The organism is Geobacter grbiciae, from assembly GCF_018531165.1.
GTDB lineage: Bacteria > Desulfobacterota > Desulfuromonadia > Geobacterales > Geobacteraceae > Geobacter > Geobacter metallireducens.
This window is the reverse complement of sequence record NZ_JAHDIW010000012.1, coordinates 61,763-78,713: the sequence shown is the minus strand read 5'-3', so window position 1 is coordinate 78,713 and position 16,951 is coordinate 61,763. Positions and strand designations below refer to the sequence as shown.

At 62.8% G+C, this 16,951-nt stretch carries 12 protein-coding genes; 3 read left to right on the top strand and 9 right to left on the bottom strand.

Annotated features, from left to right (window positions below):
• Positions 1 to 62: 62 nt before the first annotated feature.
• The 3 genes from KJB29_RS14160 to KJB29_RS14150 form a co-directional block, all read right to left on the bottom strand.
• Positions 63 to 797 carry an SDR family oxidoreductase gene (locus KJB29_RS14160; RefSeq protein ID WP_215735081.1) on the bottom strand — a complete coding sequence of 245 codons (735 nt, stop codon included), beginning with the start codon at positions 795 to 797 and terminating at the stop codon, positions 63 to 65.
• Between the two features lie 52 nt (positions 798 to 849).
• Entirely contained in the window at positions 850 to 1,182 is a 333-nt protein-coding gene (locus tag KJB29_RS14155; RefSeq protein ID WP_215735080.1) for a DUF1904 domain-containing protein, read from the bottom strand.
• Positions 1,183 to 1,249: 67 nt separating this feature from the next.
• Positions 1,250 to 1,714: a MarR family winged helix-turn-helix transcriptional regulator gene (locus KJB29_RS14150; RefSeq protein ID WP_215735079.1), complete on the bottom strand. Its 465-nt coding sequence runs from the start codon at positions 1,712 to 1,714 to the stop codon at positions 1,250 to 1,252.
• A 246-nt stretch (positions 1,715 to 1,960) separates the two neighbouring features.
• Between KJB29_RS14150 and KJB29_RS14145 the strand changes: the two genes are divergently transcribed.
• The gene (locus KJB29_RS14145; RefSeq protein WP_011365660.1) at positions 1,961 to 3,319 is read left to right on the top strand and encodes an MATE family efflux transporter; all 1,359 of its coding nucleotides are present in this window, start codon (positions 1,961 to 1,963) and stop codon (positions 3,317 to 3,319) included.
• A gap of 60 nt (positions 3,320 to 3,379) precedes the next feature.
• On the opposite strand, the gene KJB29_RS14140 is transcribed toward KJB29_RS14145, so the two are convergent.
• From KJB29_RS14140 to KJB29_RS14125, 4 genes are all read right to left on the bottom strand, one after another.
• A complete protein-coding gene (locus KJB29_RS14140; protein WP_215735078.1) occupies positions 3,380 to 4,045 on the bottom strand; it encodes a DUF1318 domain-containing protein in 666 nt (221 codons plus the stop codon).
• 79 nt (positions 4,046 to 4,124) lie between these two features.
• A complete protein-coding gene (locus tag KJB29_RS14135) occupies positions 4,125 to 7,673 on the bottom strand; it encodes an AsmA family protein (protein WP_215735077.1) in 3,549 nt (1,182 codons plus the stop codon).
• A gap of 201 nt (positions 7,674 to 7,874) precedes the next feature.
• On the bottom strand, positions 7,875 to 8,159 hold the full coding sequence (locus KJB29_RS14130; RefSeq protein WP_004512326.1) for an HU family DNA-binding protein: 285 nt from the start codon (positions 8,157 to 8,159) through the stop codon (positions 7,875 to 7,877).
• A 122-nt stretch (positions 8,160 to 8,281) separates the two neighbouring features.
• Positions 8,282 to 10,807 (bottom strand): penicillin-binding protein 1A, encoded by a 2,526-nt coding sequence (locus KJB29_RS14125; protein ID WP_215735076.1) that lies wholly within the window; start codon positions 10,805 to 10,807, stop codon positions 8,282 to 8,284.
• Between the two features lie 141 nt (positions 10,808 to 10,948).
• Between KJB29_RS14125 and KJB29_RS14120 the strand changes: the two genes are divergently transcribed.
• On the top strand, positions 10,949 to 11,995 hold the full coding sequence (locus tag KJB29_RS14120) for a DUF3187 family protein (RefSeq protein WP_215735075.1): 1,047 nt from the start codon (positions 10,949 to 10,951) through the stop codon (positions 11,993 to 11,995).
• On the opposite strand, the gene lspA is transcribed toward KJB29_RS14120, so the two are convergent.
• Both lspA and ileS read right to left on the bottom strand, forming a co-directional pair.
• Positions 11,992 to 12,480 carry a signal peptidase II gene (gene lspA, locus KJB29_RS14115; protein ID WP_004512323.1) on the bottom strand — a complete coding sequence of 163 codons (489 nt, stop codon included), beginning with the start codon at positions 12,478 to 12,480 and terminating at the stop codon, positions 11,992 to 11,994. The two genes, KJB29_RS14120 and lspA, sit on opposite strands and share 4 nt — an antisense overlap.
• 4 nt (positions 12,481 to 12,484) lie before the next feature.
• Entirely contained in the window at positions 12,485 to 15,256 is a 2,772-nt protein-coding gene (gene ileS, locus KJB29_RS14110) for an isoleucine--tRNA ligase (RefSeq protein WP_215735074.1), read from the bottom strand.
• A gap of 151 nt (positions 15,257 to 15,407) precedes the next feature.
• Between ileS and KJB29_RS14105 the strand changes: the two genes are divergently transcribed.
• Entirely contained in the window at positions 15,408 to 16,946 is a 1,539-nt protein-coding gene (locus tag KJB29_RS14105) for a PAS domain-containing sensor histidine kinase (RefSeq protein ID WP_246561511.1), read from the top strand.
• Positions 16,947 to 16,951: the final 5 nt, after the last annotated feature.

Genomic DNA, 16,951 nt, shown 5'->3' with positions numbered 1-16,951 from the left:
ATGAAAGCCGCAGTTCACCGAAACTGCGGCTTTCATGCGTTCAGGGGGATAGTCCAGGATTATCAGCCGGCCATGGCCCCGAAATCCCTCTCCACCTGACGGGGGTCCTTTTCAAGCATGGCATGGACATGCTGCGACATGGGATCGGGGAAAATGTACTCATCCCCCTTCTCTATCCCTGCCAGAATCGCGGCGGCAACCTGGTCCGTTGTCGCTTTGGGCATCTCCTGCCCCGCCGTCATCTTCGTGTCCACCGGGCCGGGATAGACGCCGATCACCCGGATTCCCCGCGGTGTCAGTTCGGCGCGGAGCCCCTGCAGCAGCGAATGCCCCGCGGCCTTGGATGCGCAATAGGTTCCGTTGACGGGAAGATTGACCATACCGATGATGGAGCAGACATTCACGATGGCCCCGCTCCCCCGGGAGGTCAGTATCGGCGCAAAGGCCCGGCACATGGCCAGGGTGCCGAAGTAGTTGACTTCCATCTCCTGCCGGGCGTCCTCCAGGGCGGTGGCGCCCATGAACCCCACACAGCGGTTGACGCCAGCGTTATTGATGAGAATGTCCACGTCCCGGCACTGCTCCGCCGTACCAGCCACGCTGGCGGCTTGGGTCACGTCAAGGCGAAGCGCGACAACCCTGTCGTCACCACCGTGGGCCAAATCAGCCACGGCGTCGATACTCCGGGCAGCGGCGTAGACCTTGGCAACTCCCTTGTCCAGCAATGCCCTGACCAGGGCGCCGCCGATGCCGCCGTTGGCACCGGTAACCAAAACGGTTTTACTCTTGAGATCCATAATGACTCCTTTCGCGGTGAGCAGTGAAAATGCCTTCATGGCATGCTTTTCATCAGGGAAGCCAGCTGACGTTATTGAGCGGGATCCCTTCCTTGTAGTAGAGGGAGGGGGAGAGAAGGACAAAGAAGATATGCACATCATCGTAGCCATACCGGCCAAGGATGCCGGCGAGGGTTGCCGCGATGGCGTCATGTTTTTTCTGTTCCCGCGGAAAAATGAATATCTCCAGCGAGCGGGGGGTGGCCGTTATCTGCACGATGTTCAGCAGCTCGATCTTGACCACTTCCGGCGGGACGACCGCCACGCGGGAGAACTCCTCCACGACCAGGGGACCAAGCTTCCGCAGAAAGCCCTCGTCGAATCCCTTGAATCTCAGATAGGGCATGATGCTCCCCTGATGTCCCGCCACGGCGCGAGGCTTGGCCACAGGATCGGCAGGACTGCGCGACGCATCATCTCTTTCCCCTCCGCCGGGCCTCGTTCACGGTGGATTCAAGCCGTCCGATGAATTCCGCCACCCGGGCAATCTCGTCGTCGTTGAAGGGGCTGAGGAGATCGTTTTCCAGGGCCGTCACCGTTTCCTGGATCCGAGCCACGATCACGCGGCCCTCGGGTGTCAGGTTGAGCAGCTTCGCCCGGCGGTCCGTGACATCTTCCGAACGCTCTATCAGCCCTTTGGCGATAAGGGTATCGAGGAGACGGACGAGTGAGGGCCCCTCGATGCCGATCGACGCCGCCAAATCCTTCTGCCGAGTCCCATCACCGAGGAGATGGAGGTGCAGGAGGGGACGCCAGGTGGCGTCGGTCAAGCCGGCAAACTGGAAGTCGGTATCCAGGACCTGGCGCCAGTGCCGTGTCAGGAGACCGAGCCGATAAAAGAGGTTGCTGCGGCCGATTTTTTCATCAGACAGGTTCATGCAATATAAATAGCATACTATTTATTTGTTCACAATTTATTTTCCTGCTGGTACACTCTGCACTCCGCGTCGACCATGTTGGGACAACCAGCCCGGGTCCCACGCAAAAAGCGCTTGCAAATCACGGGGGGGGAACCGCATAGTTTCCAGGCGAAAGCATGACGTTCACGGAAAGGGACAATGATCTGATGACATGGGCCGGAAGACGGGAACTCCGTGACCGGCAGGGGGGTTAGGGGATACGGGATGACGGGAAGAGGATTTACGACACGACACTTCAGGGAGCGGAAAAAGAGGATCTCCATCCGCCGCAATGTCATGAACCTGTCTCTTCCGGTCCTCCTCTCGTCCCTCTTCCAGCGGCTCGTGGCCATCGTCGACATCTTCCTCGTGGGAGGACTCGGCGCAGCGGCCATCGCGGCCACGGGGCTCGGTCAGCTCCTCGTCTTCGTGACCATGACGGTCTTCTGGGGGCTTGCCACTGGCACAACGGTGGTGATCGCTCACCTCTGGGGAGCGGGACAGCGCCGGGAAGCCCGCCGGGCCGCCTTTGCCGCCTGCCTCGCCTGCGCCGCCATGACGGCGGCGGCCTCGACCCTGGGGTGGTTCTTCAGCGGCGATCTGGCCGCCTTTCTCGGCGCGAAGGATGACGTCCTCCACCTGGCTGCCGGCTATACCCGGCTGGTCTTCCTCTATCTGGCCTTCACCACGGGACTCAACATCCTCTCGGCCATCATGCACGGCACCGGCAACACCCGGACCCCCATGACCGCCATTCTCCTCGTGAATGTCCTCCACGTGCTCATGGCCTGGCCCCTCATCTACGGCAAGCTGGGTCTCCCCGCCATGGGGGTGACCGGCGCGGCCATCGCCATCAACGCCTCCGAGGCCATCGGCTTTTTCTACCTCCTGATCCAGGCCATGAGGCTCCGCTATATCCGGGTGGGACGCCCCGACACGGGGCTCTTCCAGCGCATCTGGCGAGTGGGGTGGCCCGTGGCCCTGGAGCGGGTCGCCCAGCAGGGAGGGCAGCTCTTCTACTCGAAATTCATCATCAGCTACGGCACCGCCGCCTACGCGGCCCACCAGATCGGGCTCTCCATCGAGTCCCTCTCCTTCATGCCCGGGGCCGGCATGGGGATCGCCGCAGCCACCCTCATGGGGCAGGCCCTCGGGGCTAAAAAGTACCGCCGGGCGCGGATCAGCCACCGTGAGGCGCTGCGTCTGGCGGTCATGGTGATGGGGACCATGGCGGCCGTCTTCCTGACGCTGCCCGGGCCCCTCATCGGACTCTTCACCCACGACCCGGCGGTCATCGAGAAAGGAATCGTCTTCCTGCGGCTGGTGGCCTTCGCCCAGGTCCCCCTGGCCCTTTCCTTCGTCTACGCCGGGAGTCTGCGGGGGACCGGCGACACCTTCTACGTCTTCCTGGTGACCCTCGGTACCATGTGGGGGGTGCGGGTCTTCCTCTCATGGGTGGCGGCCGACTGGCTCCACCTCTCACTCTACGCCGTCTGGGGGGTCTTCGTCATCGACTGGTACGCGAGGGCCGTCGCCTTTTGGTGGCGGTACCGGCAGCGGGACCTCCACGCAGTAGTCATCTGACACAGAAAAGGCGGGGATATCGTCCCCTCCCTTTCTCGTCCGACGCATGTCGATCTCTTCCTATTTCTGGACCCATCTCCCGTTAGCCAGCTGAGTCCACCACCCCGGCTTTGCCGCCTCCCGCTTGGCATCGGCATAGGTGGCAGCCGCCTTGGGGAGCACCTGGCCGATGGCCGCCTTGGACTCGGGCTGCTTGTTGAGTTTCAGGATCGCCCGCGCCATGGCAGTGATGACCGTCTTGCGGTTCGCCACCTCCGCCTTGACCAAGGCCTCGTCCTGGGGCGTGGCCTTCCCCTTGTCGCGGATCGTCACGAGCCCCTGGTTGGTCTCCCCAACCACCCCCTGGTCCCGCAGGAGGTCCAGCTGCGGAAGCCGCGCCTTCATCTCGTCATAGGCCTTCAACACCTCAGGCATGCCGGAAATCTCGATAGCCAGTTGATCCGCATAGTTATCGGCGGCAAAGGCCTCCCCAACCAGGGCAAAGGAGGAGAACCCCTTCAGGAGTTTGCTCTGGGGCCCTGGCGCAGGCGCCGGTTTTTCTTCGGCTGGCTTCTGCCCGTCCGGGGCAGGCTTCTCTTCCCCCGGCTTCAGGAGCATCTCGTCGAGGGATTTGTAGGCCTCCTTCACCGCCTTTTCGGGAAAATAGACATTGACGGTGATGATGGCGCAGGCGGCAAGCATGCCGAAGAGTCCTGCCAGCAGGGCTTTCATGATTGTTCGTTTCATGGATTCCTCCTCGTTTTTGCAAGGTACAGCCGGTACTATAGCACATCTGCCCGGAGATGGGAGCGCAAGCGCGTGTTCCTCAGTCACGCCACTGGAAGTCGGTCTGGACAGGGGGCTCGGCCGCTGGAGCCTCGTCACCCCGCGAGACCGCCTTCCCCCTGGTCGCCGCCTCTTTCAAGGCGTTGAAGAGGTGATCAATGGCGATCCGGTTCTGAACCGGCGCCACGGTGACGCTTAGATCCCGCATTCCCAGCAGGTTCGTATGGGAAATGTCCAGGGTCGTGAAGGTAAGATAGCCCTCTTCCAGGTAGGCGCTCACCTCTCCACGGTCGAACGGGCGATCGTCCCGGAAGAAGAAGCCTTTCAGCTTCTTGCCGGCGAGCCGCTGGAGAAACTCCTTGGAGAGGAGCATCTTCTCTCCCTTCGTATTCCGCACCCAGAGATCGGTAATGCCGTCGAGCCCTGCTATCCCTTTTCCCGCGCCCTTGAGGCTCGCGATTCCGTCAAGGCGGCCCGAGACATACCCCTTGATTTTCGGGATGGCATCGCAGAAACGCCGCAGGCTCAGGTCGTACACCAGGATATCGCAGCCATAGGCAAGCCCCCCCTTCATGGCAACGAACCCCCTGCCGAGCACTTCCCCGCCCGAAAGGCCCGAACGCAGGGAGGTCAGCTCCACGACTCCATTGGCGCTCCGCAGGAATGCCGTTGTCTCTCCCAGTTCCAGGGGGCCGAATCGGAGTTTGCCGACCGTCAGGGTCTGATCAGCCGTCGGTGTCTGTCGGAACCGCTCCAGAAGTCGCGTAAAATTCTCCTTGCTGAAGCTCACTTCGTCCCGGGCTCGCCGGTACGTGCCAGGAGAGGACTCAAGGGAGAAGGGGACGGTGCCGTGCACGCCGCTCACCAGGAGCTTCTGGGACGGGACGTCGAGGCTCACCCCGTCGAAGGTGAGAGTACCGTCGACGCTCCCTTCCTTCCCTTTCAGCACGGCGGTCCCCTCGGCTGCCACGCTCCCCGCGACGGTCGCCTCCTGGATGAAGCGGGGAAGTGCATTCACTACCGGATCAATGAGGCGGTCAAGGGGAGTTGCGGGGAGGGAGAAGGCAAGACGCCCGGCCCGCTGGGGCGAGAGAACCCGCTCCATCTCCCCCTGCAGCCGAAGGGTGGCCCCCTCTCCGAAGGTGGCGGAACTCTCCTGCAGCACGACCCGCGCCCCCTCCACCCGCCCGGCGATACGTGCTCCCCCGCCTGAGAGAAGGCGCTTCCCCCCCTCCCCTGCCAGGGCGACGCCGTCGGCACGGAGATCGATCCGGGCCGACAGCCCGCCGGCGCGGTCGAATGAACCGGCGACCGTCCCGGATACCAAACCATCGGCCGGGACTACCAGCTGCTTTCCGGGAAGGAGCGTCCTCGCGAGCGCCAGCTTCCCGTCCTTAACCCCCAGGGAAAAGGATGCGCCCGTTGCAGGCGAGCGGGGATCGAAGGATGCCCGACCGCTCAGGGCTCCGTCCAGGAGCTTCCCGCCAAGGCCTACCTCCCCAGCACTCCGCGACAGGGTGAACCGAAGCGACGGCGCCCCCACCGGGGCTCCCCGGAGGGCTAGCCGTTCAGCGAAAACGGCTCCCTCCCCCTCGAACCAGCGGCCCTTGGGATCGGCATGGAGACTGCCCCGGAGCGAGGCCGAAAGGCCCGTTGCCTCGACATCGCCGCGACGAACTGCTCCGCCCGCCAACTGGAGCAAGAGGGGACGAGGCTCCGGAGCAGCTCCCGCCTTCACGGCCGGAAGCGTCAGGGTCGCGCGGCCGGCTGAGACCATCGTTGCGGCGAGACTCCCCCTGACATCTTCCAGGGTAAGGGTCCGGTCTGCAAAGGAGAAGGTGGTGCTGATTCCCCCCCCGTTCCCGTTGAATTCCGCCCCGTCGAGCCGAGCCGTACCCGTGGCTGACAGATGCTCTCCGCTCCGTTTGAAGCGGGAGTGAACCTCCCCTGTGCCGAGGATGGCCCGCTTCCCCTGCACTTCAGCCGCCAGGGAATCAACCCGGATGGCAGCTTCACCATCGAAATCCGCCGCCCCCTTCCCCTGGAGGTCGAGAGCCAGAGAGGTTGTGCCGCTGGTGGGGCGAAGGCCGTAGCGCGACAGATAGGGCGAAAAGAGCACGAGGGACGTTGATGGAACATGGAGCGACGCAAGCAAGGGGCGTTGCGAACCAGGCCTGAAACTGAGATGGCCGGTGAGCGGCACCCCCATGATGCGGGCCGCCAGTGACGGCACCTGGACATCCAGGGGCTTGAAACGTGGTGTCAGGAGCAGGGCGAAGGGAAGTTCAATCTTCTCGACAAGGGCATCTTCCGTATTTCGCGGGGTGGAGAATGTTCCCGTGGCAAGGATCCCCCCGTGGGCCGACGCCAGGGAAACTATCCCTTCCCCCCCCTTGACAAGGAGGCGGCCGCCAAGGGAAACCACCACGTCCCGGGCAACGACACCCCCCTCAATGGCGGTCATCCCCCGGGCACCGTCACCGGCGACATGGAGATTCCGGCTTCCCACCTGCCCGGCCAGGGAAAGTGGGCGCCCTGTCACGGCTGCGACCAGGGGGGAAAGGCGCTTCAGATCCACCTCGTCCAGGCTGACATCGGCAGAGAAAGCCCGCTCCTTCCGCACCCGGTTCACCTTAGCTGCAACCCGGGCCGTTGCGAGATCCGCGAGGGTTATGGCGAGGCTTGTAACGTGGGCCTCGTCCCGCCGGAAATCATAGTCCCCCCGAAGGTCCACGCGACCGGCAAGGGGGAGGATCCCTTTTCTACCCCTGACAGCGATCTTGCCAAAGTCCATGGTCCCGTCCGCCCTGAGTACTCCCCCCTCAAGCGCTACCCTGAGCCGCAGGGCACCGGTCCCCTGCTCCAGGAACAGCTCATGGCGCTTGATCACATCAGCAAGGGGGGCGAGGGTCAGGGAAGGGGCCGTGAGCACCAGGTCAAAGGCGGACGCCGGACCGGGACGGGCGCTCCCCTCGATCCGGTACCGGTTGCCTGCGCCGTCTGCGAAGGCCAGATCCAGACGTGAATCGGTCGACCCCCGCGTGGCGAGGTCCCTGATCCGGAATGCAATGCCCGCAACGCTCCGGCCCTCCACAGTCACCGACCAGGAACGGAGTATCAGTTCGTCGATCCGCGTCTCCCTGGCGGGAGCTCTCTTCTTCGGCAACCGACGCTGCAGCTCCACCACGTTCCAAACCCCGCCCCTGTTTTTTTCCGCGGCAACCCTCGCTCCGCGGATTTCGATGCGCCTGAACCTGCGGTCACCCCAGAGGAGACCAAACCAGCGGGGAGTGATGGCAAGGGTGTCGACGACAGCCAGAGGGGCGGCGGAGAAACCGGGGGGATTGGCCACTGAAAGACCCCGGATAACGACCGTACCGCCGCGGGTTTCCAGGGCGGCAACGGTCACGGGGGAGCGCAAGGAGTCCGTGAGAAGGCGGGAGAGATGGCTGGCCGCCTGGGGCGAGGTCAGATAGAGCTTGAAGGCGACGGGAATGAAGAGGATGAAGAGCGCAACGCATGCCAGGATGCACGCAAGGGTACGGCGTCGTACCGGTTGAGTCGGTGCTGGCTCCAGGGCAGGGGTCATCGCGGCATCTTCCTCCTGAGACGAGACTGTAACCGGGATAGGGGCCGTTGACAAGGGCACATGGTCGTTCGGCCTGAAAGGAGAGCCCCCCGAAGCTTTCCGCCAAGGGGTTCAGAAATGAAAAAACCCCGCACCGGCGGGGTTTCTTATCACATGGATAATTATATCAGCAACGTCTCCCCATGGGGGGACGCGCGGAAATTATTTTTTCTTGGCGGCAACGGCGTCCTTGAGAGCCTTGCCCGGGCGGAACTTGGGAACCTTGGCAGCAGCGATCTTGATCTCTTTGCCGGTTTGGGGGTTACGGCCGGTACGGGCCTTGCGGGTGGACACCTCGAAGCTCCCGAATCCAACCAGGGTCACTTTGTCGCCCTTCTTGAGGGCATCGCTCACGGCACTGATTACGGCGCCCACCGCCTTGTCGGCGGCAGCCTTGGTGAGGTTGGCAGATTTCGCTACGGCATCCACAAGTTCAGCTTTGGTCATGATCAACCCTCCTTGTTAAGGTAATTCTGGCGAATACTATAGACAGAAATTTCCACATTGCAAGGGATTATTTGGAGAAAAATAATTTTTTCATGGGTCGTAAACCGTTGCCCCGCAAGGGATTAGCGACTTTCGGACCGGCGCGGCAGACGCCCGGCGCGCACCCATTCCGGCAACCCATCGGAATCGCTGGCATTTTCTTCGGTGGTGGGTGTATCCTGCTCGCCATCGTACGCCGTGGGCTCGGTACCGGCGACAAAGCACTCCTGAGTCGCCCCCGGACTTCCTTCCCGGGCCAGGCGTCCGGTGCGGACATTGATGGTGGCAAACGTGATGTCCGCCGGCTGGATAAAGTTCTTCACGGGGATACCCGCCAGGGCCCGCTGCATGAACTCGGTCCAGATGGGTGCCGCGGCCTGCCCGCCCGACCCTCCGGCGCCAAGGGAGCGCTCCTGATCGTACCCCACCCAGACCCCGGCCACCAGCTGCGGCACATAGCCCACGAACCAGGCGTCCTTCATGTCGTTGGTGGTACCGGTCTTTCCCGCCACGGGGCGGCCCAGGGCCCGGGCCCGCTGGCCGGTGCCGCTCGTGACGACGCTCTCCATGAGATTGGTGATGATGTAGGCGGTTTCGGGCGCAATGGCCGGTACCGCTCCCCCCCCGGGAACGGCGCCCGTTGCGGGTGGGAGGTCGGCATTGGTAAGGGTGGCCGTACTCTGGTTGGTGAAGGTCGGAATGACCGGCGGCGCCGTCTCCTCCAAAACCTTGCCGTCGGCATCCTCCACTTTGGTGATGAAGTAAGGCGTTGTCCGGTACCCTCCCGAGGCGAATACGGCGTAGGCGGAGGTCAATTCAAGGGGGGTCACGCTGGACGAACCGAGGGCCAGGGTAAGGTTGGCGGCCAGGGGGGAGGTGATGCCGAGTTTTTTGGCATAGTCGATGGCAGCGCCGACGCCGATCTGTTCCAGAATCTTGACGCTCACCACGTTGATGGAATTGGTGAGGGCTTCGCGCATGGTCACGATGCCCCGATAGATGTTGTCGTAGTTTTTCGGTTTCCAGGCCTTGTCCCCGCCCCCCTCGTATTCGACGGGGGAGTCGTCGAAGGTTGTTGCCGCCGTGAGCCCCTTGTCGAGGGCGGCGGCGTAGATGATCGGCTTGAAGGCAGAGCCGGGATTCCGCTTTGCCTGGACGGCCCGGTTGAACTGGCTCCTGCGGAAATCATACCCGCCAACCATGGCCTTCACGGCACCGGTCAGGGGATCAAGGGCCACCACCGCCGCCTGGGCCTCGGGCTCCTGGTCCAGGGAGAAGATGGCCCCCTGCTTGTTCACATCAGGGGTGAGCACCGAAACGAAGACAACGCTCCCCAAGGGGAGCGACTTCCCTTTCCCGTCCTGCTTGCCCCAGGCGTTCACAAGCTGCACCTTGCCGGCCCAGGCCATGTTCTTGCGGGAGATGGTGCCGATCCGGTCTCCAACCCGCACGGTTGCATCCCCCTTTGCCGGATCCACGGCGGTGACGACCCCCTGGTAGGTGCTCCCCTGCTTGAGGGACGCGGTATCGATCCCGTCTTCCACTTTCTTGCTGAAGTTATCCACCTCGGTTTCCCCAAGGTACTTGACCGCTCCCCGGAACCCCTGGCGCTTGTCCACGTTTTTCAGGCCGTTCACCACCGCATCAAAGGCCCCCTTCTGCATCTCGGCATTCATGGTGGTGTAGATCTTCAGCCCTTCCTTGTAGAGCCGGTCCATCCCATAGGTCTCCTCCAGCTTGATCCGGATGTGCTCAAGGAAATAGGCCGACTGCTCGCTGTTTACCTTCTTCATGGACCTGACCACGATGGGGGTCGCCCGGGCGTGGTCCGCCTCGGCTTGGGTCACATACCCCTCCCTCACCATCCGCTCAAGGACGTAGGCCTGCCGTTCCCGGGCCCGGTCCAGGTGCTTGATGGGAGAGTAGGAGTTGGGGGCCTTGGGGAGCCCGGCGAGCATGGCCATCTCGGCCAGGTTCAGCTGCTCCACGTTCTTGCCGAAGTAAGTCTCGGCAGCCACCTGGACCCCGTAGGCGCCTCCCCCCAGATAGATCTGGTTCAGGTAGATGTAGAGGATGTCGTCCTTGGAGAGCATCTTCTCCATGCGAGTGGCAAGAATCGCCTCCTTGAACTTGCGGGCAAAACTCTTCTCGGAGGTGAGAAGCATCGACTTCGCCACCTGCTGGGTAATGGTGGACGCCCCCTCCTTCTTCCGCATAGCAAGGAGGTTTTTCACCGCGGCCCGGGCGATCCCCAGGTAATCGAGCCCCTTGTGCTGGTAGAAGTTGGAATCCTCGGCCGCCACGAAAGCCTGGATCAGCTTCCGGGGAATTTTCTCCACCGGCACGACGATGCGCCGCTCCAGGTAAAACTCCCCAACAAGGCTGCCATCATCGCCAAAGACCTGGGAAACAATGGGAGGCCGGTAGTCGGCAAGACGGTCGACCTTCGGCAGGGAGGCGTAAAGATAGGTGAAATAGCCGAACACAGCGAGAAGGGCCACAACACCAAGGGTAACGAGCGTTATGACGACAACTTTCCATGGATTTTTGTCTCTCCGCCGGTTTACATTCCGGGGGTCAATGTTCTGTCTGCCGCTGGCAGGCGTCATGAGCGTCTCCAAATCTGGTATACTACGATGGCGATAACGTTTCACCTTAGCGCAGATGCGCATTTCAGTTCAAGATAGTTATTGAATCTCAGGGACAGGGCAGCCGTGGATATGCCATTGTTCCGCAGGGGGGGGCCTGGTATGGCAATGAACAGTAGTTCGGGGAAACGGACAGGGACGTGGCGGATACGGGCAGGAGCGGCCATGGCCGGGCTGGCACTGCTGCTCACGGGTACGGTTGCCCGCGGCATGGAAGTCACACCCTTCCGGACAGGGAACATGGCGCCACTCGTGCAAATCCACGGTCTGCCGGTGCCGGACAGCGCCAGGATCCTGGCGTCGAGGGAAGGCGAGGTTTCCGCCGTGGCCGATCTGTCCAACAACTACGCCGTGGATTCCAAGGGGAACGAGCACATCATCCTCGACGGCGAGACATACCGGTTCGCCCTCGATCTGCGCTACGGCCTTGTTCCCGGCGTGGAGGCAGGCATCGAGATTCCCTTCATCGTTCAGTCGGGAGGATTCCTCGACGGCTTCATCGAATGGTTTCACAAGGCCTTCGGCTTCACCAACGGCGGGAGGGAGTACGCTCCCCGGGACCGGCTCCGCTACCGGTACGACACGAACGGCACCGATCGGTTCAGAATCGACGACAGCAATGCAGGTATCGGCGATATCCGCCTGACGGGGGGAATCCAACTCTACGATGACGGGGCGACGGCCCCCCGCCGCGTTGCCCTGCGGAGTGCCCTGAAACTCCCCACCGGCGACAGCGACAAACTGCGGGGAAGCGGCAGCGTCGACTTCGCCCTCTGGCTCGCCGCCAGCGACGATTACCGGCTCGGCGACTGGGGGCACCTGACCCTCTTTGCCAACGCCGGCGGCACAGTGATGGGGGATGGCGATGTGCTCGGGGACCAGCAGCGGAACCTGGCGGCCATGGGGACGTTCGGCTTCGGCTGGAGCCCCCTCGACTGGATGGCACTTACGGTTCAGACCACGTGGCATTCCTCCCTCTACGAGGGGAGCGACCTGAGGGAAATCAGCACCAACTCCCTTCTCATGACGGGAGGGTTTTCCTTCGCCTTCACGGAGCGGACCTTCTTCGACATCGCTCTTTCCGAGGATCTGAACGTGAAAACCTCGCCGGACGTGAACTTCCACCTGGCGCTACGGCAGCGGTTTTAATTATCTTTGGACTGGCGCCGCTCGTCGCGGATCATGTCGAGGGCGAGGAGCGCCACGCCAACGCAGATGGCGGAGTCGGCCACGTTGAAGGCGGGCCAGTGGTGGGTTTTCCAGTAGACGTCGAGGAAGTCGATCACCTCGCCGAGCCGCACCCGGTCGATGAGATTGCCGACAGCACCGGAGAAGATGAGGGAAAGGGAAACTGCCGCCAGTCGCTGGTCGTCCCGGAGCTTGCGGAAGGTGATGGCGATGGCCGCCATGGCCACCAGCGTGACTGCGATGAAAAAGGGGCGGCGATAATCGAAGTTCGAGAGGAAGCTGAACGCCGCCCCCTTGTTCCGCATGTAGGTGATGCTGAAGAGCCCGGGGACCACCGGAATGGACTGGTAGAGCTCCAGGGTCCGGTCCACGAGAATCTTGGTCGCCTGGTCGATTACCAGGGACACCGCCGTGACGATTGAGAAAATGCGGTAGTTGGGCTTCATGGTCCTATTTGACCGCCGCAACGCACTTGGGGCAGAGGGTCGGATGCTCGGCATCGCCACCGATTTCCTCGTCATAGTGCCAGCACCGCTCGCACTTGTCACCCGGGGCCGCGGTGACGCCGATCTTCAGCCCCTTCACCCCCTCAGCCTCCACGAACTCGCCGGCGATCTCCCCCACCAGCTCCACCTTCGAGACAATGAAAACCGTGGCCAGTTCCCCGGCGTACTCCTTCAGGAACCCAAGCAGTTCGGGCTCGGCGGACAGGGTCACTGCCGCGTCGAGGGAGTGGCCGATGGTTTTCTGCACCCGGGCCTGTTCCAGGGCCTTGGAGACATCGCCCCGCACCGCCATGATCCGCGCCCACCGCTCCACCAGGGCCTCGTCTTTCCGCTCGGGACAGAGCTCCGGGAAGGACGCCAGGTGGACACTCGCCTCGGCCCGCTTCGGCAGGTATCCCCAGACCTCGTCGGCGGTGAAAGAGAGGACCGGCGCCATGAGTCGCACCAGGGATTCCAGCACGAGATACATGACGGTCTGGGCGCTGCGGCGCTCCGGAGAGTCTTTCCGGCTCGTGTAGCGCTCCTTGATGATGTCGAGGTAGAAGGCGCTCATCTCCACGGTGCAGAAGCCGTTCACGGCGTGGTAGAGGATGTGAAACTCGTACTCGTTGTAGGCGGTGAAAACCTTCTCCTTGAGCACCTCCAACTGGTGCAGTGCCCAGCGGTCCAGTTCCGTCATTTCCCCGAAGGGGACCATGTCGGTGGCCGGGTCGAAGTCGTAGAGGTTCCCGAGGAGGTAGCGGCAGGTGTTGCGGATCCGGCGGTAGGCCTCGGCCAGGCGGGTGAGGATCTCCTGGGAAATCCGGACGTCGTCCCGGTAGTCCTGGGCCGCCACCCAGAGGCGGAGGATCTCGGCGCCGTACTTTTTGATCACCTCTTCGGGGGCCACCACGTTCCCCACCGACTTGCTCATCTTGCGGCCGGAGCCGTCCACCACAAAGCCGTGGGTGAGGACCTCCTTGTACGGTGCGGTGCCGCGGGTGCCCACGGAGGCCAGGAGTGACGAGTGGAACCACCCCCGGTGCTGGTCGCTCCCCTCAAGGTACATGTTGGCCGGCGAGCCGAGCTCGGGGCGGTTTTCCAGGACCGCGGCGTGGGAAACCCCGGAATCGAACCAGACGTCCAGAATATCCATCTCCTTCTCGAAGGCGCTCTTGCCGCACTGCGGGCAGACGGTCCCCGGCGGGAGGAGCTCGGCAGCCTCTTTCTCGTACCAGAGGTCGGCCCCCCCCTCCATGAAGAGGTCGGCCACGTGGTGCATGATCGTGCCGTCGGCCAGGATTTCGCCGCACTCGGTGCAGTAGAAGGCGGTGATGGGAACCCCCCAGGAGCGCTGCCGGGAGATGCACCAGTCGGGACGGTTTTCGATCATGCCGTGGATCCGCTCGCGCCCCCATTTCGGCACCCAGGAGACCCGGTCGATCTCCTCCAGGGCCTTCTTCCGCAGGTCGTTTTTCTCCATGGAGATGAACCACTGCTCCGTGGCCCGGAAGATGATCGGCTTCTTGCAACGCCAGCAGTGGGGGTAGGAGTGCTCCACGCTCCCCTGACCTACCAGCGCCCCCACCTCCTGAAGCTTCTCGATGACCGTGGCGTTGGCGTCGAAGACGAACTGGCCGCCGAAGAATTCCAGGCTCTGGATGTAGCGCCCCCGATTGTCCACCGGGTTGTAGATGTCGAGCCCTTCCACCAGGGCCAGTTCATAGTCTTCCTGACCGTGGCCCGGGGCGGTGTGGACGCAGCCGGTACCGGCGTCCAGGGTCACGTGCTCACCCAGGAGGACAAGGGAATCCCGGTCGTAGAAGGGGTGCCTGCAGCGCTTCCGGTAGAGGATGTCGGCCCGGAAGGTGGCAATGACGCTCCCTTGAACGCCGGTGGCCGCCATGAAGGCGTCCTTGAGCCCCTCGGCCACCACGAGCACCTCGCCGCCGGTCTCCAAGGCCACGTAATCCAGCTCCGGATGGAGGGCCACGGCCAGGTTGGCCGGAATCGTCCAGGGGGTGGTGGTCCAGATAACCAGTGACACCTTCTTCCCGGCCAGAGCCGGTACCACAGCGCTGATGTCGTCCTGGAGGAGGAATTTCACGTAGATGGAGGGGGAGGTCTTGTCAGCGTACTCCACCTCGGCTTCCGCCAGGGCGGTGACGCAGGAGGAGCACCAGTGAACCGGCTTCTTCCCCTTGTAGAGGCCGCCGTTGTCGGCAAAGCGGGCCAGCTCCCGGGCGGTGATCCCCTCGTAGTCATGGGTCATGGTGAGGTAGGGACGGTCCCAGTCACCGATGACCCCCAGCCGCTCGAATTCATCCCGCTGGATCTTCACGAATTTTTCGGCGTATTCCCGGCACTGTTTTCGCATCTGGAGCTTGGTGGTCTCATGCTTCTTGGACCCCAGATTTTTCTCCACCTGGAGCTCGATGGGGAGGCCGTGGCAGTCCCACCCCGGCACGTAGGGGGCGTCAAACCCCTGCATCCGCTTGCTCTTGAGGATGATGTCCTTGAGGATCTTGTTGAGGGCATGGCCGATGTGGATGTGGCCATTGGCGTAGGGGGGGCCGTCGTGGAGGACGTAGCGGGGCTTCCCCTCCCCTGCCGCGGTGAGCTTGCCGTAGAGACCGTTCTTCTGCCAGCCGGCGAGGATCTCCGGTTCCCGCTGGGGAAGATTGGCCTTCATGGGAAAATCGGTGACCGGCAGATTGAGGGTATTCTTATATTCCATGGACGTCCTCCACTACGGGGTAATCGACAAGAAAAACTGCAGGGCAAAGGTCGAAAAAACGCTTAACGTTACCGGTATGCCGTTGAAAAGTCAAGGTTAAAGGGTCGACAAGCACCCATTGACCCAAAGGGTGAGGGAGGTTAGAATTGTCATGCGAAATGGCCATATGACCGGCACGTCAGTCCGTCATCTCACCACCACACAACCATCGCCGGACACCGTCCCGAGAACAGGACTCCCCATGGATCACCAGTTGCGCATGCTTATCCTGGAAGACTCCGAAGACGATCTACTTCTCTTGCTTCGAGAACTGCGCCGTGGCGGTATCGACCCCGTCTACGAGCGGACCGAAACGGACGCCGGCATGCGCGCCCTCCTGGACGAACGGGAATGGGACGTAATCATAGCCGACTACACCATGCCCCGGTTCGGCGCCATGGTGGGGCTGGAGATCGTCAAGGAACGGGAACTCGACATACCGTTCATCATCGTTTCAGGCAAGATCGGCGAAGACCTGGCGGTGGCAGCCATGAAGGCCGGCGCCCACGATTATCTCATGAAGGGCAACCTCTCGCGCCTGGTGCCGGCCATCGAGCGCGAAGTGAGAGAGGCCGGCGAACGCCGGCGCCGGCGCCAGGCCGAAGAGGCCATGCGGAACCAGTTCAACCAGATCAGCACCATCTTCGACTCTCTCAACGCCCTGGTCTACGTGGTTGACATGGACAGCTACCGGCTCCTCTACCTGAACAAGTACGGCGCCCAGCTTTTCGGCGAGAACTGGGAGGGGCGCCCCTGCCACGAGGTGATCCAGGGGGGAAAGACGCTGCCATGCGACTTCTGCACCAACGAGAAGCTCCTGCTGGACGGCAAGGCGCTCCCCCCCTACATCTGGGAATACAAGAACATGACCACCGGCCGTTGGTACCAGTGCATCGACAAGGCGATCCGCTGGACCGACGACCGGCTCGTCCGGATGGAGATCGCCATCGACATCACCGAACGCAAAGAGATGGAGCGGATGAAGGACGAGATGATTTCCGCCGTGAGCCACGAGATGCACACCCCCCTCACGGCCATGATCGGCTTCACCGAATTTCTGCTGGAAAACGAGGTGGACCGGGAGCAGCAGAAAAACTGCCTCCAGACCATCCACAAGGAAACCGAGCGGCTGAGCGAGCTGATCAACAACTTTCTCCAACTCCAGCGGCTCAAGGCAAGCATGGTCAAATTCCGGATCATGCCGGTGTCGGTGGGGCTTCTGCTGGCCGACGCCGCGGCCCTCTACACTGCGGCATCCAGGAAGCACACCATCGTTGTGGAGTGCCCTCCGAATCTTCCGCCGGTGCGCGGCAACGAGGAACAGCTCTACCAGGTGGCCGGCAACCTCATCTCCAACGCCATCAAATACTCACCGGCCGGAGGGACCGTCACCCTCGGCGGGAGGGCCGATGACGACATGGTCGTCTTCTGGGTGAAGGACAACGGGGTCGGCATCTCCCCCGAATTCCAGGAACGGGTCTTCGAGCGGTTCTTCCGGGTCGACAACAGCGACCGGCGCAAGGTGGGAGGGGCCGGGCTGGGGCTCACCCTCGTGCGGGAAATCGTGGCGGCCCACGGCGGGCGGGTGTGGGTGGAGAGCACTCCCAACGCCGGAAGCACCTTCTTCGTCTCCCTGCCGAGAATGAAGTAATCCCT